Source organism: Methylobacterium sp. E-005 (assembly GCF_022829725.1).
Classification (GTDB): domain Bacteria; phylum Pseudomonadota; class Alphaproteobacteria; order Rhizobiales; family Beijerinckiaceae; genus Methylobacterium.
Map to the genome: position 1 here is coordinate 1 of NZ_JAKSYG010000143.1, position 19,798 is coordinate 19,798.

23 protein-coding genes and 1 other annotated feature are annotated in these 19,798 nt (G+C 68.6%); of the genes, 12 read left to right on the forward strand and 11 right to left on the reverse strand.

Annotated elements, in window-relative coordinates:
- Positions 1-231: 1-deoxy-D-xylulose-5-phosphate synthase N-terminal domain-containing protein (locus MKK88_RS15750; protein ID WP_279602326.1), on the reverse strand; the 231-nt coding region annotated here is incomplete at its 3' end.
- A 201-nt stretch (positions 232-432) separates the two neighbouring features.
- Between MKK88_RS15750 and MKK88_RS15755 the strand changes: the two genes are divergently transcribed.
- The 4 genes from MKK88_RS15755 (at position 433) to ettA (ending at position 3,721) form a co-directional block, all read left to right on the forward strand.
- Positions 433-687, forward strand: coding sequence for a hypothetical protein (locus MKK88_RS15755; RefSeq protein WP_244001252.1), 255 nt, complete (start codon positions 433-435; stop codon positions 685-687).
- Positions 678-1,571: a DNA/RNA non-specific endonuclease gene (locus MKK88_RS15760; protein WP_244001254.1), complete on the forward strand. Its 894-nt coding sequence runs from the start codon at positions 678-680 to the stop codon at positions 1,569-1,571. Before MKK88_RS15755 ends, MKK88_RS15760 begins: the two co-directional genes overlap by 10 nt.
- Positions 1,572-1,580: 9 nt before the next feature.
- Positions 1,581-1,889: a hypothetical protein gene (locus MKK88_RS15765; RefSeq protein ID WP_244001256.1), complete on the forward strand. Its 309-nt coding sequence runs from the start codon at positions 1,581-1,583 to the stop codon at positions 1,887-1,889.
- A gap of 179 nt (positions 1,890-2,068) precedes the next feature.
- The gene (gene ettA / locus MKK88_RS15770; protein WP_244001258.1) at positions 2,069-3,721 is read left to right on the forward strand and encodes an energy-dependent translational throttle protein EttA; all 1,653 of its coding nucleotides are present in this window, start codon (positions 2,069-2,071) and stop codon (positions 3,719-3,721) included.
- A gap of 153 nt (positions 3,722-3,874) precedes the next feature.
- Here ettA and MKK88_RS15775 read toward each other — a convergent pair whose 3' ends face one another.
- Positions 3,875-4,822: an NAD-dependent epimerase/dehydratase family protein gene (locus MKK88_RS15775; RefSeq protein ID WP_244001259.1), complete on the reverse strand. Its 948-nt coding sequence runs from the start codon at positions 4,820-4,822 to the stop codon at positions 3,875-3,877.
- 241 nt (positions 4,823-5,063) lie between these two features.
- Between MKK88_RS15775 and MKK88_RS15780 the strand changes: the two genes are divergently transcribed.
- Together MKK88_RS15780 and MKK88_RS15785 are read left to right on the forward strand one after the other, a co-directional pair.
- Entirely contained in the window at positions 5,064-6,266 is a 1,203-nt protein-coding gene (locus MKK88_RS15780) for an OpgC family protein (RefSeq protein ID WP_244001261.1), read from the forward strand.
- 9 nt (positions 6,267-6,275) lie between these two features.
- A complete protein-coding gene (locus MKK88_RS15785) occupies positions 6,276-6,449 on the forward strand; it encodes a DUF2256 domain-containing protein (RefSeq protein WP_244001263.1) in 174 nt (57 codons plus the stop codon).
- A 4-nt stretch (positions 6,450-6,453) separates the two neighbouring features.
- On the opposite strand, the gene MKK88_RS15790 is transcribed toward MKK88_RS15785, so the two are convergent.
- The 4 genes from MKK88_RS15790 to MKK88_RS15805 are packed head-to-tail and all read right to left on the reverse strand — an operon-like array spanning position 6,454 to position 9,083.
- Complete coding sequence (locus tag MKK88_RS15790) at positions 6,454-7,041, reverse strand: NTP transferase domain-containing protein (protein WP_244001265.1); 588 nt, start codon at positions 7,039-7,041, stop codon at positions 6,454-6,456.
- The gene (locus MKK88_RS15795; protein WP_244001267.1) at positions 7,034-8,062 is read right to left on the reverse strand and encodes a molybdopterin-binding protein; all 1,029 of its coding nucleotides are present in this window, start codon (positions 8,060-8,062) and stop codon (positions 7,034-7,036) included. The genes MKK88_RS15790 and MKK88_RS15795 overlap by 8 nt, the downstream gene beginning before the upstream one ends.
- A complete protein-coding gene (locus tag MKK88_RS15800; protein ID WP_244001269.1) occupies positions 8,059-8,760 on the reverse strand; it encodes an XdhC family protein in 702 nt (233 codons plus the stop codon). The genes MKK88_RS15795 and MKK88_RS15800 overlap by 4 nt, the downstream gene beginning before the upstream one ends.
- A complete protein-coding gene (locus tag MKK88_RS15805) occupies positions 8,760-9,083 on the reverse strand; it encodes an XdhC family protein (RefSeq protein WP_244001271.1) in 324 nt (107 codons plus the stop codon). The genes MKK88_RS15800 and MKK88_RS15805 overlap by 1 nt, the downstream gene beginning before the upstream one ends.
- A 383-nt stretch (positions 9,084-9,466) precedes the next feature.
- Here MKK88_RS15805 and MKK88_RS15810 point away from each other — a divergent pair, with 383 nt between their 5' ends.
- Positions 9,467-10,861, forward strand: coding sequence for an ATP-binding protein (locus tag MKK88_RS15810; RefSeq protein ID WP_244001273.1), 1,395 nt, complete (start codon positions 9,467-9,469; stop codon positions 10,859-10,861).
- A gap of 6 nt (positions 10,862-10,867) precedes the next feature.
- Here the strand turns inward: MKK88_RS15810 and MKK88_RS15815 are convergent, their stop codons facing one another.
- The gene (locus MKK88_RS15815; RefSeq protein ID WP_244001275.1) at positions 10,868-11,173 is read right to left on the reverse strand and encodes a hypothetical protein; all 306 of its coding nucleotides are present in this window, start codon (positions 11,171-11,173) and stop codon (positions 10,868-10,870) included.
- Between the two features lie 175 nt (positions 11,174-11,348).
- On the opposite strand from MKK88_RS15815, the gene MKK88_RS15820 reads away from it, so the two are divergent.
- From MKK88_RS15820 to MKK88_RS15840, 5 genes are all read left to right on the forward strand, one after another.
- Positions 11,349-11,540, forward strand: a complete 192-nt coding sequence (locus MKK88_RS15820) for a hypothetical protein (protein ID WP_244001277.1) — start codon at positions 11,349-11,351, stop codon at positions 11,538-11,540.
- A 23-nt stretch (positions 11,541-11,563) separates the two neighbouring features.
- Entirely contained in the window at positions 11,564-12,745 is a 1,182-nt protein-coding gene (locus MKK88_RS15825; protein WP_244001279.1) for a pyridoxal phosphate-dependent aminotransferase, read from the forward strand.
- A 746-nt stretch (positions 12,746-13,491) separates the two neighbouring features.
- Positions 13,492-13,647, forward strand: coding sequence for a hypothetical protein (locus MKK88_RS15830; protein ID WP_244001281.1), 156 nt, complete (start codon positions 13,492-13,494; stop codon positions 13,645-13,647).
- 845 nt (positions 13,648-14,492) lie between these two features.
- Complete coding sequence (locus tag MKK88_RS15835) at positions 14,493-15,275, forward strand: sugar transferase (RefSeq protein ID WP_244001283.1); 783 nt, start codon at positions 14,493-14,495, stop codon at positions 15,273-15,275.
- Between the two features lie 122 nt (positions 15,276-15,397).
- Positions 15,398-15,628, forward strand: a complete 231-nt coding sequence (locus MKK88_RS15840) for a hypothetical protein (protein WP_244001285.1) — start codon at positions 15,398-15,400, stop codon at positions 15,626-15,628.
- A gap of 13 nt (positions 15,629-15,641) precedes the next feature.
- Here the strand turns inward: MKK88_RS15840 and MKK88_RS15845 are convergent, their stop codons facing one another.
- The 4 genes from MKK88_RS15845 to MKK88_RS33855 all read right to left on the reverse strand — a co-directional run.
- On the reverse strand, positions 15,642-16,478 hold the full coding sequence (locus MKK88_RS15845; RefSeq protein WP_244001286.1) for an alpha/beta fold hydrolase: 837 nt from the start codon (positions 16,476-16,478) through the stop codon (positions 15,642-15,644).
- A 72-nt stretch (positions 16,479-16,550) separates the two neighbouring features.
- Positions 16,551-17,561 (reverse strand): SDR family oxidoreductase, encoded by a 1,011-nt coding sequence (locus MKK88_RS15850; protein ID WP_244001288.1) that lies wholly within the window; start codon positions 17,559-17,561, stop codon positions 16,551-16,553.
- Positions 17,562-17,830: 269 nt separating this feature from the next.
- Positions 17,831-19,312, reverse strand: a complete 1,482-nt coding sequence (locus tag MKK88_RS15855; RefSeq protein ID WP_244001290.1) for a SulP family inorganic anion transporter — start codon at positions 19,310-19,312, stop codon at positions 17,831-17,833.
- Between the two features lie 114 nt (positions 19,313-19,426).
- Positions 19,427-19,482, reverse strand: a sequence feature (sul1 is cis-regulatory element that is thought to sense ions involved in sulfur or methionine metabolism; They are found in Alphaproteobacteria).
- A 189-nt stretch (positions 19,483-19,671) separates the two neighbouring features.
- Positions 19,672-19,798, reverse strand: a 127-nt coding sequence (locus MKK88_RS33855) for a hypothetical protein (RefSeq protein WP_279602329.1), incomplete at its 5' end; no start/stop codon positions are given.

Genomic DNA, 19,798 nt, shown 5'->3' on the forward strand with positions numbered 1-19,798 from the left:
GATGCGGTCGTCGGGGGTGTCGAACACGTGGTGGAGCGCGACGGTCAGCTCGACGACGCCGAGCCCCGAGCCGAGATGGCCGCCGGTGATCGAGACGGCGTCGATCATCTCGGCGCGCACCGCGTCCGCCACCGCCGGCAGCTCCGATTCGGGCAGACGGCGCAGGGCGGCGGGGTTCGGGACACGATCCAGCAACGCCGATTGCTCAGGTGATATCGCCAATGGTCGCATCCGCTCGTTCGAGTGTGGCGACGGCCGCTTCGCGTGCCCTCGGCCCTCGCGATGCAGGCATCCGGAGGTCCGCGTTCATGCTAGAACCCGCCCGTCCGTCGCTGTCATGATAGTGCCAGTTACGGATGATCGGCGCCCCGATCAATGTCAGAGCGTCGTTTTTTTCAGTCACGTGCCCTTACCGCCACAAGAGGTCCGCCTTTGAGTCCGGCTCGTCTGTGCATCATCCTGCTCACGCTGGCGATTACGGGTAACGGCCAGGCTTACGCCGAGCCGCGGCCGGTGGACGGTAATCTGGACTTCCTCTGCAACTTCCTGGGCGATTGCCCGCCGCGTCTCTCCCCCGGCGCCCCGGACCGGGATGTGCGGCCGTTCAGCGGAAGCCTCGGTCGACCCTGCGCGTGGCGGGACCGCCCGACGCCGGAGGGCGTGCGGCGGGTGCGTGTATGCTGGTGATTCCGCGCCAGGGGCTCTTTGCCGCGGCCCTGCTGCTCCTGGCGGTTTCCCATCAGGCCGCGCGGGCCGAGGACGCGTGCCCGGCCCTGTTCGCCAACGGTCAGGCGCCGACGCTCAGCAACCCGAAGCTGGCCGCACGCACCACCGCGTTGTGCTTCGAGGCCTTCGCCGTGTTGCATTCGGGAGTGACGCGCACGCCGCTCTATTCCGCCGAGCACCTGACCCGCGCCAGCGTCGCCGCGGCCCGCACCGTGGCGCGGGACGATTCCTTCCACGAGGAAACCCGGCTCCCGGCGGATGAGCGCGCCTCGCTGGAGGATTACGTCCGCAGCGGCTACGACCGGGGCCACCTCGCGCCGGCCGGCGATATGCCGACCCTGAGCGCGCAGGCGGAATCCTTCAGCCTCGCCAACATCGTTCCGCAGAACCGGGTCCTGAACCGCGGCCTCTGGGCCGATATCGAGGAGAGCACGCGGCGGCTGGCGACCCGGCGCGGCGCGATCTTCGTGGTGACCGGGGTGATCTTTTCCGGGGACGCGGTCCAGCAGATCAAGGGCGGCGTGCTGGTGCCGACTCAACTGTTCAAAGCGCTCTACGACCCGGCGAGCGGCGAGGCCGGCGCCTATCTCGCGAAGAACGATGACACCCGGGACTGGCACCCGATCTCGATCGATGACCTCAACCGGCAGGCCGGGATCGACGTCTTCCCCGGGTTGCCGGCCGGTGCCCGGGCGACCGCGATGACCCTGCCCGATCCCCACGCCTCCGCCCGCGCGGAGGAGCGCCGCCCCCGTCACGAACCGACGTGGCAGGACTGGCTCCACCGCGAGGTCACCCGCGCCCTGCGCAAATTCGTCCGCGACGTGCTGCGCGCGATCTTCTGAGAGGGAGCCATGCAAGAGGACAAGCACCTGGACAAGCGCCACGCCAAAGCCGAGGCCCCGCCCAATTCCTTCTCGCCCTTCGCGGACGATGCCGGGGTGCGCACGATCGGTGCCCTCAGCTTCGAGAACGGCACCGATCGGATTGCCCTGCATGGCTCCCTCGACCTGACCCGGGACAAGACCGGCCTCGCCCAGGCGCGCCTGCTCAAGCAGACGCTGGACGCCATCGTGAAGGTCCTGGAGGGCGAGGATTTGCCCGAGGCGGTGGCCGAGGCCCCCGAGGCGGCGCCGAAATCGGTCCCAAACCCATTCGCCTGAGCGGGTCCGCACGGGGGCCCAGTTCGGCATCCTTGCCGCGTCCCGGCGGGCCTGATAGTCGAACAGCGTGATTCCTATATCGTCGGGGCATGCGTACAGGACGGGGGATGGGCCCCGCGCCTGCCCCGTGCCGCTGGCACGCACCGCGCACCCCGCACACCACGCCGAGGATTTCCGCGATGGCTCGCGAATTCATCTACCACATGCGGGGCCTGACCAAGGCCTATACCGGCGGCAAGAAGGTCCTGGATAGCGTCAACCTGTCCTTCTATCCCGACGCCAAGATCGGCGTGCTCGGCATCAACGGCTCCGGCAAGTCGACCCTGCTCAAGATCATGGCGGGGATCGACAAGGAGTTCACCGGCGACGGCTGGGTCGCGCAGGGCGCGCGCGTCGGCTACCTGCCGCAGGAACCCCAGCTCGATCCGAGCAAGTCCGTCCGCGAGAACGTGATGGAGGGTGTCGCCGAGAAGCAGGCCATGCTCGACCGCTACAACGAGCTCGCCATGAACTACTCGGAGGAGACCGCCGACGAGATGACCGAGCTCCAGGACCGGATCGAGTCCCTGGGTCTCTGGGAGCTCGATTCGAAGGTCGACCAGGCCATGGAGGCCCTGGGCTGCCCGAGCGACGAGCAGCCGGTCGCGACCCTCTCGGGCGGCGAGCGCCGCCGCATCGCCCTGTGCCGCCTGCTCCTCTGGGAGCCGGAGCTGCTGCTCCTCGATGAGCCGACCAACCACCTCGACGCCGAGACGGTGAACTGGCTCGAAGGCCACCTGCGCCAGTATCCGGGCGCGATCCTGATCGTGACCCACGACCGCTACTTCCTCGACAACGTCACGAGCTGGATCCTGGAGCTCGATCGCGGCAAGGGCATCCCGTACGAGGGCAACTACTCGGCGTGGCTCGTGCAGAAGCAGAAGCGCCTGGAGCAGGAGGGCCGCGAGGACATGGTCCGGCAGCGCTCCATCGCCCGCGAGCAGGAGTGGATCGCCGCCTCCCCGAAGGCGCGCCAGTCCAAGTCCAAGGCGCGTATCACCCGCTACGAGGAGCTGGTCGCCAAGCAGAACAACAAGGTCGATGCCTCCGCGCAGATCGTCATCCCGATCGACGAGCGGCTCGGCAACAACGTCATCGAGTTCGAGCACCTCAGCAAGGCGTTCGGCGACCGGCTCCTGATCGAGGACCTGTCGTTCAAGCTGCCGCCGGGCGGCATCGTCGGGGTGATCGGCCCGAACGGCGCCGGCAAGACCACCCTGTTCAAGATGATCACCGGCCAGGAGAAGCCCGACAGCGGCAAGATCGAGGTCGGCGAGACGGTCAAGCTCGGCTATGTCGACCAGTCGCGCGACGCCCTCGATCCGAACGCCACGGTCTGGCAGGAGGTCTCGGGCGGCAACGACATCATCTATTTCAACAAGCGCGAGATCAATTCGCGCGCCTATTGCGCGGCCTTCGCGTTCAAGGGGCCCGACCAGCAGAAGAAGGTCGGCACCCTCTCGGGCGGCGAGCGCAACCGCGTCCACCTCGCCCGGACCCTGAAGGGCGGCGCCAACGTGCTGCTGCTCGACGAGCCGACCAACGACCTCGACATGGAGACCCTGCGCGCCCTCGAGGACGCGCTGGAGGATTACGCCGGCTGCGCGGTGATCATCAGCCACGATCGCTGGTTCCTGAACCGGATCGCGACCCACATCCTCGCCTTCGAGGGCGACAGCCACGTGGAATGGTTCGAGGGCAACTTCTCCGATTACGAGGCCGACAAGGTCCGGCGGCTCGGGGCCGATTCGATCATGCCGAAGAAGATCAAGTACAAGCGGTTCTCGCGCTGAGGGGTGGGGCAGGCCAGCCGGACATCCCGCTCATCCCGGCAGAGTCTGCAGACTCACACAGCGCCTGCAGCTCGAACGGCGGCGATAGGGCCGGCATCCCCTCACTCCGCGTGCGGGGAGGGGGGCGCGCTCCGTCTCTGGAGCCGCACCCCGTCACCCAAGCCGCGCCCGCGCCTCCCCCAGGATCGCCGACAGGCTCTCGGTCAGGGGGATGACCGGCCTCCACCCCGTGGCCGCCACGAAGGCCGCGGGATCGCAGCCCTCGGCGCGGGTGCTCGTATCCCGCACCCGGTCGGGCACGACCCGGACCGTGAAGGTCGCCTCCGTCATATCGCGCAGCCGGTTGAGGATCCCGGAGACCGGGGTCACGGCGCCCGATCCGACGTTGTAGATGCCGCCATCCGGCAGATCCGCGAGCCGCTCGGCGACGCGGATGCACGCGGCGGTGAGATCGGCCACGTCGAAGAAATCCCGTCCCGCCGAGAGATCGCCGACCTCCAGGCACGGCGGCGCGAGACCGCGCTCGATGCGGGCGATCTGGCCGGCCAGGGAGGCGACCACGAAGGTCTCCGCCTGCCCGGGCCCGATGTAGTTCGAGGGCCGGAGCACGAGGTGCTTCACGCCGGCATGCGCCAGCACATCGCGCAGGATATACTCGCAGGCTGTCTTGGTCCGGCCCGAGATGGAGTCGGGCCGCGGCGTCACGCCCTCGTCCGGACGCGGCCGGATCCGGAACGCCTCGCCGTAGACCACGCTCGCGCTCAGGAACACGAGGGTCGCGCCCGATTTCGCCAGCGCCTCGGCGAGGTTCAGCGTGCCGAGGAGATCGGCCCGCCAGGCATAGGACGGTGTCTCGCTCGACTGCGCGACGGAGGCCAGGGCCGCCAGGTGGAAAACGAGGGTCGGATCGAAATCCGCCACGGCTGCCGCGAGCCGGCCGGCCTCGAAGGGGTCGGCACAGAGGAAGGTCACCCCGTCGAGCGGCGGCTGCGGCGTCCGGTCGATGCCGAGGATGCGGCTGCCGGAGGGAAGGTCGCGCCGCAGCGCCTCGAGCAGGCGGCGGCCGAGATAGTCGCCGGCTCCGGTGACGAGGACGCGCATGAACCCTGCCCCTGCCCGGCACCGTCGCTGATGGCCGGAATCGATCCGCCGCGTCTATACCGCCTCCGCGCGTGAGGCGAGCGGCGTTCGCCGCAGGGCGTCGGACCGACACCATTCGCAGCCGGCTTCCGTCGGTGGCCGAACAAACACGCGTGATCGGCGCAGTCTTCGAAGGCGCCAGCGCTGCGCTGCGGTATCATCGCGCTGCACCCGGCCGCAGCGCACCCGGGGGTGGACTGAGTTGAAGCGCATCGACCATCTCGAACGTCCGGTCGCCGATTCCGACCCGCAACCGGCGACGGATCAGGCGGAGGCGCCACGTCCCGCAAAACCCATCCGGGATGCGCGGGTCGATGTGCTGCGCGGCTTCGCTCTGTTGACGATCTTCGTCGACCACATCCCGCGCAACGCCCCGGCCCTGTTCACGCTGCACAATTTCGGCTTCTCGGACGCAGCCGAGATCTTCGTGCTGCTGGCCGGCTACTCCTCGATGATCGCCTATGGCGGGCTGTTCCGCCGGGCCGGAGCCCGGGCGGCGCTGCTGCGCATCGCCCGGCGCTGCCTGCGCATCTACCTGTTCCAGGCCGGGCTGCTGCTCGCCACGCTGATCATCGTCCGGATCTGGATGGATCTCACGGGGCTCGTACCGCGATTCGGCGTGGCGCCGCTGCTCCAGATGGGACTGGTGCCGGGCCTGATGCGCGGGCTCGCGTTGAACGCGCTGCCCAATTACCTCGACATCCTGCCGCTCTACATCCTTCTGCTCGCCCTGTTCCCGCTCGTCTATGTCGGGATCCAGCGCGGCGTCTGGGGCGTGCTGGCGCTTTCGGGCACGGTTTGGCTCGCGGCCAACGCCGATCACCAGCTCAATCTGCCGAACGCCGCCGCGGTCGATGACGGGTGGTACTTCAATCCGTTCGCGTGGCAGTTCCTGTTCGTGATCGGGGCCGCCTTGGCGCTTGCGGTCCGCGCCGGGGACGGGCTGCTGCCCTGGCGCAACTGGGCCGCAGCCGTGGCCGGTCTTTATCTCGGTTTCGCCTTGCTTCAGGGTGGATCCTGGGATGCCTGGGGCCTGCCGGATCTCAGGCCGCTGGCGATCGAGGCGCCGGACAAGAGCCATGTCGGTCCCCTGCGCCTGCTCAACATCCTGGCGTTGATGTACCTGTTCCTCAGCGTACCGGCGATGGTGCGCATGTGCCGATGGCGCCGGCTCCGGCTGATCGACGCCTGCGGGCGGCATTCGCTGGAGATTTTTGCGGCCGGCTGCATGGCGGCGCTTATCGGCCGCATCCTCTATCGGACCTTCGACGCCACATGGCCACTTCAGGTCGCGGTCAATACCGGCGGACTCGCATTGATGCTGGGCCTCGCGCACGTCCTGGATGCACGGGCGCGGCGCAGAGACGCCCGGCGCCAGCCGGCCGCCAGCCAGGTGCGGGGATAAGGACGGACAATGCCGCCGATGCGCCGCAAGGGCGATCTCCCGCAGAAGGTCTGCGAACAATGCGGGAAGCCGTTCGCATGGCGGAAGAAATGGGCCCGCGTCTGGGACGAGGTCCGCTACTGCTCCGACCGCTGTCGGGCCGAGGCCCGCACGGCGCGCAGGCACGCCGAGGCGGAGACCTGATCGGTCAGCGCAGAGCTGCGAGCGCGGCCGGCGTGTCGATGTCGAGACCTGTGGCCGAGTCGCCAGAGATCTCTAGAACGTCCGTCCGCCCCCGGAGGATCGGCCCGGCGCCGTGGTCGCCGCGGAGCTGCGCGATATCGGCACCGAGGCGGCGCAGGTTGAGGAGTACCGGGTTGCCGGATCGCCCGTCCTGCACCGGGACCACCGCGGCCGGCTCCGGCGTGGCATCCGTGAAGGCTGTCGCGAGGCGATCGATATGGGCCGCCGTCACCCGCGGCATGTCGCCCAGCACCACCACGGCGGCGGTGCAGGATGCCGGCAGCGCTCCGATCCCCACCCGCAGCGATGTGGCGAGGCCGGCGACGTAATCGGGGTTCTTCACGCACATCAGGTCGAGGCCTTCGAGCGCCGCCCGGACCGCATCCGCGTAGGCGCCCAGCACGGCGATAACCGGGCGCGGCCCAGCGCCCAACGCGGCCTCCGCGGCGTGGCGGACCAGGGGCTTCCCGTCGAGGGGTGCGAGCAGCTTCGGCTCCGGTCCGAACCGGGTGCCACGGCCCGCAGCGAGCAGGATCGTCCCGATCTCAGGCATCGGCGTCGCCGACAGTCTCACCCCCGGCGCGGGGCTGCGGCCGGGAGACGATCTCCATGAGCAGGCCGCCGACACCGAGCGCGACGATGTCGGCCCGGGTGACGGTCAGATCGGCCAGCAGGCGGTGTAGAATCCAGTCGAAGCCGTTCTCCTTCGGCGAGCGCGCACAGCCCGGGGCGCCGATCACCGGCACGCCGCCGCGGTCGCCAACGAGCAGCAGGTTGCCGGGATCGACCGGCATCCCGAGATGGGCAACCTCGCCACCCGCAGCCTCAATCCCGGCCGGGATGACGTCGCGTCTGTCGGCGATCGCCGAGGCACCGAACAAAACCACGAGGTCGGCTCCGGCGCCGTCGATCGCCCCCGCAAGCGCGTCTGCGACGGAAGCGGCCGCGTGCGGCACCCGGGTCTCGGCCACGATGGCGGCGCCTGCGGGGGCGAGGCGCTCGGCCAGGACCCGGAGGGTCTTGTCGATCGTCGCCTCCTTGAGGCTCGGCAGCCGGGTCGAAACCACACCCACCCGGCGGCGGCGATAGGGCGCGACTGCGAGCGCATCGCGTCCGGCCGCCACGCAGGCGCGGTCCAACACCGTTCCCGGTACCGCGTAGGGGATGATCTTGACGGTCGCCAGCATCTCACCCGCCACCACCGGCTTGAACCGGGGGAGCGTGGCCACCGTGACCGCCTCGTCGATCGCGTTCGCGGCCTCGATCCGGGCCGGGTCGAGGGTCAACACCCCGGCCGTCTCGGCAAAGAGGTTGCAGCGGCCGGTGAAGGGCGCCTCCACCCGGAGGTTCGGGCCGGCCAGATGGCCAGCGAGGCGCGCGGCGGCAGCATCCTCGCAGACATCGCCGGGTTCGAGGGCGGCCGTCACGATCTCCGACAGGCCGGACCGGGCCAGATCCGCCGCCAGATCCGGCGGGATCACCGCACCCTTGCGCAGGGTAATGCCATCGCGCCGCACGGTATGGGCGCTGATCAGCCCGGCCGCCTCCGCGACCGGGACGGGTCCGAACCTCACGCGGCCCCCGGACGGGGGGCGCGGCGCAGGGTGGCCACGACCTCGGCGAGCACGGCGAGCGCGATCTCGGCGGGGCTCACGGCCCCGATGGGCAGCCCGATCGGGGCGTGGATCCGGCCGATCTGCTCGGGGGTGAAGCCGGCTTCGGTGAGCCGGGCGACGCGGGCCGCATGCGTCTTTCGGGAGCCGAGGGCGCCCACGTAAAAGCACTCCGCGGCGAGCGCCGCCTTGAGCGCCGGATCGTCGATCTTCGGATCATGCGTCAGGGCCGCGAGCGCACAGTAGCGGTCGAGGGCCGGCACGCGGGAGCCCAGGACGGAATCCGGCCATTCGGCCACGAGTTCGATGCCCGGGAAGCGCTCCGGCGTGGCAAAGGCGGTGCGCGGGTCGATCACCGTGAGCGCGAGGTCGAGCCCCGCCGCCATCGGCGCCATCGCCTGCGAGATGTGGACGGCGCCGATCACCACAAGCCGCACCGGCGGCACGTGGACGGTCAGGAAGAGAGTGCGCCCGTCCGCCTCCACGAGACCGCTCTTGGCCGAAGCGAGATGCTTGGCCAGGATCGCGCCGAGCGGGTCGGCGGCGATCTCCGATTCCCGGACGAGGCGCTGCGCCCCGTCGGTGATGTCGGTGACCAGGATGGCGGCCCGGCGGGCGGCCCGCTCGGCATTGAGTTCGGACAGCAGGTCGGCGCGCATCAGTCGACCCGCTCGACGAAGACCCGGATCCGCCCGCCGCAGGATAGGCCGGCCCGCCACGCGGTCTCGTCGGCGACACCGAATTCGAGAACGCGCGGTGCGCCGGCCTCAATGACCTCGATCGCCTCGGTGATCACCGCGCCCTCCACACATCCGCCCGAGACGGAGCCCAGAAAATTGCCCTCGCCGTCGACGATGAGGTGGCTGCCCACCGGACGCGGGGCCGAGCCCCAGGTCTCGATGACGGTGGCGAGCGCCACGGCGCGGCCGTCGCGCCGCCAGGTTTCGGCGGTCGAGAGGATGTCGGTGTCAGTGCTGAGCATAGCGCGCGGAAGCCTTCGGCGGGCGCCCCCCGCAGGCCTACAGGTATGGCCCCGGCGGCGCCACGCAAGGCGGTTTGGCGTCCGCAATCACGGCCGCCTCTCAGGACACGATGGCGGAGACCCGCGATCGGCAATACGCTATGGGCCCTTTCGCTTGCGGAGGCGGTGTCCCAAGACGTGTTCGGCTTGTCCAACCCAACCCCTCATCCTGAGGTGCCGGTGCGAAGCGGAGGCCTGGACGGGGATGTCCTGACCGCGCCGCGACCTCTGGATTTCTCCTCTAAGGCGGCGACGCCGCGCCGCAGAATGAGGGTGCCGATCGGAGATGGTGCGAGAACCGATATCTTTCCGGCCCGATTGACCCGGTCCGGGCGCCCGCCCCCATGAACGCTCCCGATCCTGCCCTCGCGCGCGCCCTGCGCAAGGATCCCCCGCGCTCCGCGCCGCGCCGGCTGTGGAAGCGCGTCAGCCGGGCGATCGGTGATGTCCTGCCGAAAGGGCTCTACGCCCGCTCGCTGATCATCATCATCGCGCCCGTGGTGCTGCTCCAGTCGGTGATCGCCTACACCTTCATGGAGCGGCACTGGCAGCTCGTGACCAAGCGTCTCTCGGCCGCCGTGACCGCCGACGTCGCCGCGCTGATCGACATCTACGAGAGCTATCCGCAGGACAGGGACGCCGAGACCCTCTCGCGCATCGCGGGCGAGCGGCTGAACCTCGATCTCGATATCCTGAAAGGCGCCAAGCTGCCGCCGCCGGGGCCGCGGCCGTTCTTCTCGATCCTCGACGAGGCCCTCTCGGACGAGATCCAGCGCCAGATCCGCCGCCCGTTCTGGATCGACACGGTCGGCCGCTCGAACCTGATCGAGATCCGGGTGGCGATCCCCGACGGGGTGATGCGCATCACCGCCCGGCGCAGCCAGGCCTACGCGTCGAACTCGCACATCTTCCTGGTCTGGATGATCGGCTCGTCGCTGGTGCTGCTCGGTGTCGCGATCCTGTTCCTGCGCAATCAGATCAAGCCGATCCTGAGGCTCGCCGCCGTGGCGGAGGGATTCGGCAAGGGCCGGGAGATCGAGTTCCGCCCCCGCGGCGCCCGGGAGGTGCGGCAGGCCGGCCACGCCTTCATCGAGATGAAGCGGCGCATCGAGCGGGCCATGGAGCAGCGCACCACGATGCTGAACGGCGTCAGCCACGATCTGCGCACCATCCTGACCCGCTTCCGCCTGTCCCTGGCGCTGATCGAGCAGACGGACGAGATCGAGGATCTGACCCGCGACGTCGACGAGATGAGCCGGATGCTCGAAGGCTATCTCGCCTTCGCGCGCGGAGACTCGGCCGAGCCCGCCAGCCCTACGGACATGCGGTCTCTGCTGGAGGACATCCGCACCGATGTCGAGCGCCTCGGGGCCCACGTCTCGGCTGTCGACCTTGCCGGCGCCCCCGAGATCACGGTGCGCCCGGATGCGTTCCGGCGCTGCTTGTTCAACCTCGCGTCCAACGCCGCACGCTACGGCGAGACGGTGGCGATCGCCGGCCGGCTCGAAGCCCGCGCGTTCCTCGTCTCGATCGACGATGACGGGCCAGGCATCCCCCCGGAGAGCCGCGAGGCGGTGTTCAAGCCGTTCTTGCGGCTCGACGATGCGCGCCAGGATGCCGGCGGATCCGGACTGGGGCTGGCCATCGCCCGGGACATTGCCCGGGCGCATGGCGGCGATATCACGCTGCAGGACAGCCCGCTCGGGGGGCTGCGCGCCACGGTCCGGGTCCCGGCCTGAACCGGTTCAGGCGTCGGTGGGCCGGCGCAGGCGCAGGACCTCGTCCTGGACGTTGCGCATCAGGTGGTCGAGCTTCGCCGCATCGAGACCGGCCGCCTTCAGGCGCGCGCGCAGGGCGGCCTCGCCGTTCCAGGCATAGCCGGCATCAGTCGGCAGGTAGCGCAGCAGGAGGGGGCTCACGATCGTGCCCCGCCGATAGGCCGGATGGCGCAGGAGCCTGCCGATCTGGGCCGCCAGCATTTCGACAGACGACGAGCCGACGCCCGAAGCGCCCGCTCCCTTGCCTGTCCACGTGACCGTCGATCGGTTCATATGAATTCGATCTCCCAAAATCAGTATCGGGCCGAAAGATTGAGTAAGGGTGAGCGGATCGGCGGATCGGCGAAAAACTGCAGCCTCCGGGGTCCCAACCGTTGCAGCAGGATGCTATGCAGGGGCGCTTCCCACGGGCGCGCACCCCGCCGCGCGCCGGATCCGAGTGCCGAACATGAACCCGCTCGTTCCCCTCTTCATCCTGCTCTTGCTGCCGCTCTCGGCGATCGGCCTCGTGCTCTACACCGACACCGGCATCGAGCCGGCCCTGTTCTACGCCTCGGTGAAGACCTTCGTGATCCTGAGCGTAATCGCGGTGGGCATGTCGTTCGCCGCCATGAAGCTTGGCGAGCGCACCAAACCCTGACGGCCCAACCCGCGGAGGGCGCGATGCTGCACCTGGTCCCGGCCTTCTCCCGCATCGGCGAAGAGAATGCCTTCGCGGTGCTGGCCCGCGCCCAGGCCCTGTCGTCCCAGGGCCGCGACGTGATCAACCTCGGCATCGGCCAGCCCGACATGCCGACCCCCGCTCACGTAGTCGAGGCCGGCATCAAGGCCCTGCGGGACGGCCATCACGGCTACACGCCGGCGGTGGGCATTCCGCCGCTCCGCGAGGCTGTGGCGCGCGACATCCACCGGCGCCACGGTGTCGAGGTCTCGCCGGATTCCGTGATGATCGTGCCGGGCGGCAAGGTCACCATGTTCATGGCGATTCTGATGTTCGGCGCGCCGGGTGTCGAGATCCTGTATCCGGATCCCGGATTTCCGATCTATCGCTCGATGATCGAGTTCACGGGTGCGACGCCCGTCCCGGTGCCGATTCGGGAGGAGAACGGCTTCGCCTTCTCGGCGGCCGAGACCCTGGCGCTGATCACGCCGAAGACGCGCCTGTTGATCGTCAATTCGCCCGCCAATCCCACCGGCGGCGTGACCCCCAAGGCCGAGATCGACGCCCTGGTGAAGGGGCTGGCCGACCATCCCGATGTGGCGGTGCTGTCGGACGAGATCTACGGCACGATGACCTATGACGGCGCGCGACATCACTCGTTGCTCAACTACGCGGAGATCCGCGACCGGCTGGTCTATCTCGACGGCGCCTCCAAGACCTACGCGATGACCGGTTGGCGACTCGGCTGGTCGGTCTGGCCGACGCCGCTCTACGAGGCGGCGCGCAAGCTCGCGGTGAACGCGCATTCCTGCGTCAACGCGGCGACCCAGTGGGCCGGCATCGCGGCGCTGGACGGCCCGCAGGATTGCGTGACCGAGATGGTGACCGAGTTCGACCGGCGCCGGGCGATCGTGGTCGAGGGGCTGAACGCCCTGCCGGACGTCTCGTGCATCGCGCCGAAGGGGGCGTTCTACGCCTTCCCCAACATCTCCCGGACGGGCTGGAAGGCAAAGGCTTTGGCCTCGACGCTCCTGGAAGAAGCCGGGGTCGCGGTCATTGGCGGCCCCGATTTCGGCGTCAACGGCGAGGGTTACATCCGCCTGTCCTACGCCAATTCGGCGGAAAACATCCGCCGGGCGCTGGAGCGGATGGGGACGTTCCTCGGCGAGCGCAAGCCGGGCTGAAGCGACCGTCTCCGTTGGAGGAGCGCGACCGGGATCGGTCGCTCTCCCCGCGCCGCAGGGGGCATGGGCCTCGTCGAACTGGACGCCGGTTCCACACAAGCGCGTGCGGCTGACAGCCAATCACGTGGCTTTGAACACGGGGCTCGCTCCTGTCCCTGTCGGGAGACGATGGCTTCGAAGGCGGCACGGTGATCAATACTGACTATCGCCTTTGACAAAGCAATTTGAGGGAGGAATATTGTTTTCCTCCCCGCGTGTCGCGTGCGACCCAGCTGAGAAAGCGCTGCGTCGAGAGGAGCGCGAGCGCAATGAAACGCGGAAGGTAGAACATAGAGTTTCTGCTCGAGATTACGTCCGCCTGCCTGAAAGATCCGAGTTTTGAAGCTGGTCCGCAGCAGCGCTCGACGCGGGTGCGGACAGCGTCGGCTGGCATGGTCCAGGGGAAGGGCTTCGGCTCGCGGCGGTCTGCTCGATGGGGCGTAGAGAGCTGCTCCCAGATCGCCCAAGGTCTGAAAGCCCCGGGTTGAAACCTATGCCGCCTCTGCAGCGTACCACCTGCCACAGGTGAGCCATGAGGCTGAAGTCGGATGAAGGGTGGTGCCAGCGTGGGCGCTTCCGCCGCCGATTGCCGAGCCGCACCGTCCATTCGCTGAGCTATCGTCACGCGGTCACCGCCGCACTACTTTCGAAATCGGCCACCGAACAGGGCGAGCTGCATGGATTCGTCCCAAGAGGACAGGCTGGGCATGGTGGGTTCGCAGGTGCGAGACAGTCTGGGACGGCGCGTGTTCGCGCGCGTTGGCACGCCCGCGATTCTGACCATGGTGCTGCTCGTTGTTGTGGCCTGGACGGGGTTTCTGGGCTGGGCCCTCATCGCTCTGTTCGGCCGACTCATCGGGTAGGGGGTCAGGGCCGTCGAGCGCTGCGTCCGGCATCGCGGGTGCAGGGATGAAGGACAACCGATGGTGGAGATGCCGGGCGCCGCACTGGCCGCGGAGGTGTCCAGAAATCTTTGGATCGCCCATCCTCGGTTGTAGGCAGCGCTCCATGTTCCGACTGTCGGTGTGGGCTCGCGCCGATCTGGCGTCGGCGGGATCCTGAGGTGCGTTGATCGAACGTCATCAGTTTGTGTCGAGCTAGGCTAGGCGTGTCGGCGCTGCGCATGAAGCCGCCGGCGGTTTTTGCCGGGGGGGCTGCGATCACATCGTGGCGAGGGGCAGACCCCATCGTTCCTGCACGGGGCCAAACCCGACGGGCGTCAGAGGGCTCATATCACGGTCCTGCCCCGTGGAATGTGCGGGCTCCGCGACCCTCCCCGCCGTCGAACTGACAGCGACGGATGCGGTCCCAGGGCGGTGCAACGGTTTTGGCCGTTCGACCGTTTGTGCGTTTGCTGCTATGCGAAAGCGACCGCGCTGTACGCGTCCGGGCGACCCAGCCCGCGGACGGCGGGCGTTCCAAACCTCGTGTCGCGCGGAAGGCAGCCGCCATGCGCGGGACTACGACTGACCTGTTTGCAGGCTGCCAAATAATACGTGTCGGTAGAAATTACCGAGCGGAGACCCGCATCGGGGCTCCGAGCGTGGGTGTGTAGTGCCTAACGAATGTCAATTTCCTGGGCGAAAACTTTTCTGATCTGTCGAAATGGCGGAAGAATCGGGTTGCCGCGCTGCGATTATCAGATTATGAGCGGGACGATAACCATTCTTTAACGTTCGCCATTGGGCTCGCCAAAGGAGCTGAGACCATGCTGACTCGTGCTGAGCCCTCTGCCGATTTCGCTGCAGCGCACCGTCGCGGCGATAAGACCGAGGTTACCGAAACGCTGACAGGCCACCTCAGCAGCCCTGTCAGCGCGGCAGAGGTCGTGAGCGGCCTCGTCCTACCCGAAACCCCCTTCGTCGCACGCGGCTTGCGCCTTAACTGGGCTGCCAAGCGTGGGCTCGACGTCAGCGTGGCCGTCACCGCCCTGTTCCTGCTGCTGCCGCTGCTTCTGCTCATCGCCCTCCTGGTCTGGGCAGGCGATGGCCGCGCCCCGATCTTCCGCCACATGCGCCTCGGCCGTGACGGCCGCAGCTTCGGTTGCCTCAAGTTCCGCTCCATGGTGAGCGACGGCGAGGCCGTGCTGGCCGCCCATCTGGCCGCCGACCTTCAGGCCCGGGCCGAGTGGGCCGCGACCCACAAGCTCACCAACGATCCCCGCATCACCCCGATCGGCCAGGTGCTGCGCAAGACCTCCCTCGACGAGCTGCCCCAGCTCTGGAACGTCCTGCGGGGCGAAATGAGCTTGGTCGGACCGCGCCCGATCGTACCGGCCGAGGTCGCCCGCTATGGCCGGGCGTTCCAGACCTGCTTCGCGGTCCCCCCTGGGGTGACGGGTCTGTGGCAGGTCTCGGGCCGCTCGGATACGAGCTACGCCGAGCGCGTGGCACTGGACCTCGACTATGCCAGCCGCTGGACCCTGCGCCGGGATATTGCGATCATGCTGCGCACCATTCCGGCCGTCCTGGCTCAGCGCGGCAGCCGCTGAGGCGGGGGTCGGACGAGCGCGGTGACGATGCGCTGAGGCGCAGCGAGTGGGCCTGGGCCGCAATGGCGCGGGCGACGGGATCGGTCTATCACCCGACCCAGACGGGACGGGGACGGGCGGCGATGAAGGGTCTGTTGCTCAACGCGTTGCTCGGGCTGATTCTGGGGCGGTTCGGCTCGGTCTGGTGGCTTCTGGCTTTCCTGCCAGTTTTGGCGGGCGAACTGGCCTACGGGATTTACATCCATCATCTCAGCACGGGCGGCAGCATGCGCCGTGGGCTCGCCCTGCTGGTCTGCGGCCAGCTCGGCTTTCTCCTGGGTGCCCTCATGCGTCCCATGCGCGGCGAGACGTAAGTCCGCGTGCCGCCTAAGCAGCCCAGAGCGCGAGCGCCGCGCGTACGATGGCATCGGCGTGAAAATGGTGCAGCATGTGACCGGCACCGGGCAGCAGATCGAGCCGTGCATCCGGGATCATGCGGGCGGCGCGCTGGGCGTGCAGGGCTGAATTCACCACCAGATCGGCGCTGCCGGCGACAAGGTGCACCGGAACCCGCAGGGTCGGATAGGCGAGCAGGCTTCGAGTGAGCCCCGGCCAGAGCCACCCGGCATCCTCGCCCTCGGCGGTGATCTGCGCGGGGCGCGCCGCGAGATCGAAGGGGAAGTGGCGGGCCACCGTCTCCGGCATCGTCTTGGGGAAGAACATCGCGTTCCAGAGCAGCGGAAGGAGCGCCTTATCGCTGGTCGCACCGAGCAGGCGGGACAGGCGATCGCCGCCGAAGGGCAGGGCCCGGGGGCCGAACAGCACCTGTTCCAGGCGCGGCTCCGGGAAGCAGATCGGTGCGACCGCGACGACCCCCGCGATCTCGTCCGGATGGAGCATTGCGTAGGCCAGCGCGACCGCCCCGCCGAACGAGTGCCCGAGGATCACAGGCCGGCGGAGGCCGAGCCGTTGCACCGCGTCCCGGATGCGCGCGGCCTGATCCCAGAGATCTGCCGCATCGCCGCGGGGCCGCACACTGAAGCCGTGGCCTGGGCGATCGACCGCGACCACGCGGAAATGCTCGGCCAGGGCTGGCACCGGCCCGAGCCAGAGATCCTCCAGGCACATGAGCGTCCCGTGGATCGCGACCAGATCGGGGCCGGATCCGGTCTCTGCATAGGCGATCGTCCGGTCCTCCGTGAGGCGGACAAGCGTGCGCGGCACGATGCGGGGATCGCGCTGCTCATCCTGAACCGGTGCCGCGGGTCCGGGTAGGGGTTCGGCTGCGACGGCCAATTACAGGCGCCGCCTGCGGCTTGACGGGCCCATGACGGCCAGCGCTGTCGCGGCTCCGACGCCGAGGAGGCCAGCAGCGGCCGCCAGCGGGTGCAGGGTCGCCCGCGTGTAGGCGCTGGTGCGCATCACGGGTATGGGCGGATCGCCCCGCATCTCGCCGGCCGGCACAGGGGCATGCAGGGCACCGTTGGGATTGCGCGGTGCGCTCGCGCGCTTCTGCAGGGCGATGATTGCGGAGGCGAGGTAATCGTAGGCGCCCGGCGCGAATTCCTTGCCGGCCGTGAAGGCCTTGCCGGCGCCCCCCACGAAGATGTCGCGCTGCGGATGCACGGCCGCGTGCAGGATGGCGTTCGCGACCTCCTCGGGCGGGTAGATCGGCGGCGGCAGGCTCGGCTCACGGTCCATGTAGTTGCGCGCCCGCTGGGGGAGGGGCGTGTCGATCGAAGCCGGCTTGATCAGCGTGACCGACACCGGCGCCTTCTCGTGAAGCAGCTCCATGCGCAGGGCATCGGTGAACCCCTTCACCGCGTGCTTCGAGGCTGCGTACATGCCCTGGTAGGGGAAGGCGAGGTCCGAAGCGATGCTGCCCACGTTGATGAGGGCACCGCCGCTCTGCCGGAGGTGTTCCGTCGCCACCAGGGAGCCGAAGACCGTCCCCCAGAAATTGGTCTGGATCAGACGCTCGTGATCGGCGTCGCTGATCTCGCGCAGCTTCCCGTAGATCGAACCCCCGGCGACGTTCACCCAGGTGTCGAAGCCACCGAAGGTCGCCATCGCGCGGTCCGCGACCGCCTGAACGTCCGCCCGGTTGCCGACATCGGCCACGACATGGATCGCCTTGCCACCGACGCCTTCGATCTCGGCCTGGATGCGCGCCAGGGCACCACCGCTGCGCGCCGCCAGCACGACCCGCGCACCGCGCTCGGCTGCCATGCGGGCGGTGGCGAGGCCGATGCCCGACGAGGCACCGGTGATCACGATGACCTGCTCGCGGAGCGGCTTGTGCTTCATGCGGTGAACCCCCGGATTCCGAACGTGCGTCGGCGCGGCCGGTCGAGGCCATGGCTGTTGCACGTCTGGCTATCCACCGGGCGGCCTGCTTTGTTCCTGCGACGGAGGGCGGTCTCTGCGTCGCAGGGGGCGGGGTGCCCAAGGGCGTGATGAGCCCGGCCGCGGAAGGTCCGGAGGGGGACGCAGCCTGACTGCTTTCTGAAAGAGTTTGTCGGGAAGCGGCCATCCTCGGTCCCCGCCAGCGCGATACGAGACTGGCCTGCGTTGGATCAGTGACCGCCGACGGCGAACGTCGCTCCAGGTTTATCGTGGGTGCCGATACGCTCGACCATGGTTGCCGTCGCCTCGTTCATGCCGACGACGTCGACCGTGATGCCCTGGTGGCGGAGCTTCAGGACAACCCGGTCAAGAGCGTTGATGGCCGAGATGTCCCAGAAGTGTGCCGCCTGCAGGTCGATCACCACGCCCTTCAGCGCTTCCTCGCGGAAGTCGAAGGCGGCGTGGAAGGCTTCCGCCGTGGCGAAGAAAATCTGCCCGGTCACCCGGTAGGTCCGCACGTCGCCCTCGCCACGGGAAGACCGGACGGCGAAGAACTTCGTGACCTTGTGGGCGAAGAACAATCCACTCAGGACCACACCGAACAGCACGCCCTTGGCGAGGTCGTGAGTGGCGACCACCACCGCGACGGTGCCGAGCATGACCACGCTCGAGGCCTTCGGATGGGTGATCAGCGTGCGCAGGGACTTCCACTGGAAGGTGTTGATCGAAACCATGATCATCACAGCCACGAGCGACGCCATCGGGATCTGCGCTACGTAAGGCCCAAGCACCACGATGAGGAACAGCAGGAACACACCGGAGAATAGGGTGGAGAGGCGCCCGCGGCCGCCGGAGGAGACGTTGATGACCGATTGCCCGATCATGGCGCAGCCGGCCATGCCGCCGAGGAACCCGGAGGCGATGTTGGCGACGCCCTGGCCGGCGCATTCACGGTTCTTGTTCGAGGTCGTGTCGGTCATCTCGTCGACGATGGCCGCAGTCATCAAGCTCTCCAGCAAACCGACCATGGTCAGGGTCAGCGAGACCGGAAGGATGATCCACAGTGTGTCGAGGGTGAACGGCACCTGCGGCAGCGCCACCCACGGCAACTCGCTCGGGAGCGCCCCCATGTCGCCGACCCGGTGGATGCCGAGGCCGAGGAACATCGAGACGGCGGTGAGCAGGACGATGGTCACCAGCGGTGAAGGCACGGCCTTGGTCAGGTACGGTAGCCCGTAGATGATGCCGAGGCCAACGGCGGTCATGATGTAGACCGTGGTGCCCTGGCCGAGGAGTTCGGGCATCTGTGCCAGGAAGATCAGGATCGCCAAGGCGTTGACGAACCCGGTGACCACCGACCGCGAGACGAACCGCATCAGGTTGCCCAAGCGCAGGGCCCCGGCGATGATCTGCAGCAGCCCGGTGAGGATGGTGGCGGCGAACAGGTAGCCGACGCCATGGTCCTTCACGAGGCCGACCATGAGGAGCGCCATGGCGCCGGTGGCGGCGGAGATCATCGCCGGCCGGCCGCCGGCGAAGGCGGTGACCAGGGCGATGCAGAAGGATGCATAGAGGCCGACCTTGGGATCGACACCGGCGATGATCGAGAAGGCGATGGCCTCGGGGATCAGGGCCAGGGCGACCACCGCACCGGCCAGCAGTTCACGCGTGACGTTCGGAGCCCATTCGCTCCGGAGATGTACGAGATTCATGATGGGTGGGAGACTTTCGTCGTCCCGCACGCGCGACGCTTGCGAACCCGTGCGGGAGGCGCAAGACGGCGGGGCGGCCTCCTCGGAGGTCCGCGACACGGTCGCCGTCGATTGCGTGGTCCAGCGGATTGGCGGCCGGAAGAGCCACCCGGGCTTTCACCGGGTCCTGTCGTATGCCCCCTCGTACATCACCAAGCCGGTGCGTTGCAACGTGCGAACGATACCCAGTGCATCCCCGCCGCACGACCGGCTTGGGCGTACCAGCCTTCGTCTGCTCACCGGGCCAGCTCATCCCGCATTGCACGGCCGAGTCGGGTCGAAGTCAGCCATGCCGCTGTCGAGCCGACCGGATCCAACCCTTACCGTCCGTAGATATCCTCGACGCGGATGATGTCGTCCTCGCCGGTATAGGAGCCGACCTGCACCTCGATCAGTTCCAGCGGGATCTTGCCGGGGTTGGCGAGGCGATGCATCGAGCCGATCGGC

Excerpts from the sequence above, each read along its gene's own strand:
- MKK88_RS15760 (WP_244001254.1), top strand. The coding sequence starts at position 678 with ATGCTGGTGATTCCGCGCCAGGGGCTCTTTGCCGCGGCCCTGCTGCTC.
- MKK88_RS15765 (WP_244001256.1), top strand. The coding sequence starts at position 1,581 with ATGCAAGAGGACAAGCACCTGGACAAGCGCCACGCCAAAGCCGAGGCC.
- ettA (WP_244001258.1), top strand. The coding sequence starts at position 2,069 with ATGGCTCGCGAATTCATCTACCACATGCGGGGCCTGACCAAGGCCTAT.
- MKK88_RS15775 (WP_244001259.1), bottom strand. The coding sequence starts at position 4,822 with ATGCGCGTCCTCGTCACCGGAGCCGGCGACTATCTCGGCCGCCGCCTG.
- MKK88_RS15785 (WP_244001263.1), top strand. The coding sequence starts at position 6,276 with ATGCCGCCGATGCGCCGCAAGGGCGATCTCCCGCAGAAGGTCTGCGAA.
- MKK88_RS15790 (WP_244001265.1), bottom strand. The coding sequence starts at position 7,041 with ATGCCTGAGATCGGGACGATCCTGCTCGCTGCGGGCCGTGGCACCCGG.
- MKK88_RS15800 (WP_244001269.1), bottom strand. The coding sequence starts at position 8,760 with ATGCGCGCCGACCTGCTGTCCGAACTCAATGCCGAGCGGGCCGCCCGC.
- MKK88_RS15805 (WP_244001271.1), bottom strand. The coding sequence starts at position 9,083 with ATGCTCAGCACTGACACCGACATCCTCTCGACCGCCGAAACCTGGCGG.
- MKK88_RS15810 (WP_244001273.1), top strand. The coding sequence starts at position 9,467 with ATGAACGCTCCCGATCCTGCCCTCGCGCGCGCCCTGCGCAAGGATCCC.
- MKK88_RS15815 (WP_244001275.1), bottom strand. The coding sequence starts at position 11,173 with ATGAACCGATCGACGGTCACGTGGACAGGCAAGGGAGCGGGCGCTTCG.
- MKK88_RS15820 (WP_244001277.1), top strand. The coding sequence starts at position 11,349 with ATGAACCCGCTCGTTCCCCTCTTCATCCTGCTCTTGCTGCCGCTCTCG.
- MKK88_RS15825 (WP_244001279.1), top strand. The coding sequence starts at position 11,564 with ATGCTGCACCTGGTCCCGGCCTTCTCCCGCATCGGCGAAGAGAATGCC.
- MKK88_RS15830 (WP_244001281.1), top strand. The coding sequence starts at position 13,492 with ATGGTGGGTTCGCAGGTGCGAGACAGTCTGGGACGGCGCGTGTTCGCG.
- MKK88_RS15835 (WP_244001283.1), top strand. The coding sequence starts at position 14,493 with ATGCTGACTCGTGCTGAGCCCTCTGCCGATTTCGCTGCAGCGCACCGT.
- MKK88_RS15840 (WP_244001285.1), top strand. The coding sequence starts at position 15,398 with ATGAAGGGTCTGTTGCTCAACGCGTTGCTCGGGCTGATTCTGGGGCGG.
- MKK88_RS15850 (WP_244001288.1), bottom strand. The coding sequence starts at position 17,561 with ATGAAGCACAAGCCGCTCCGCGAGCAGGTCATCGTGATCACCGGTGCC.
- MKK88_RS15855 (WP_244001290.1), bottom strand. The coding sequence starts at position 19,312 with ATGAATCTCGTACATCTCCGGAGCGAATGGGCTCCGAACGTCACGCGT.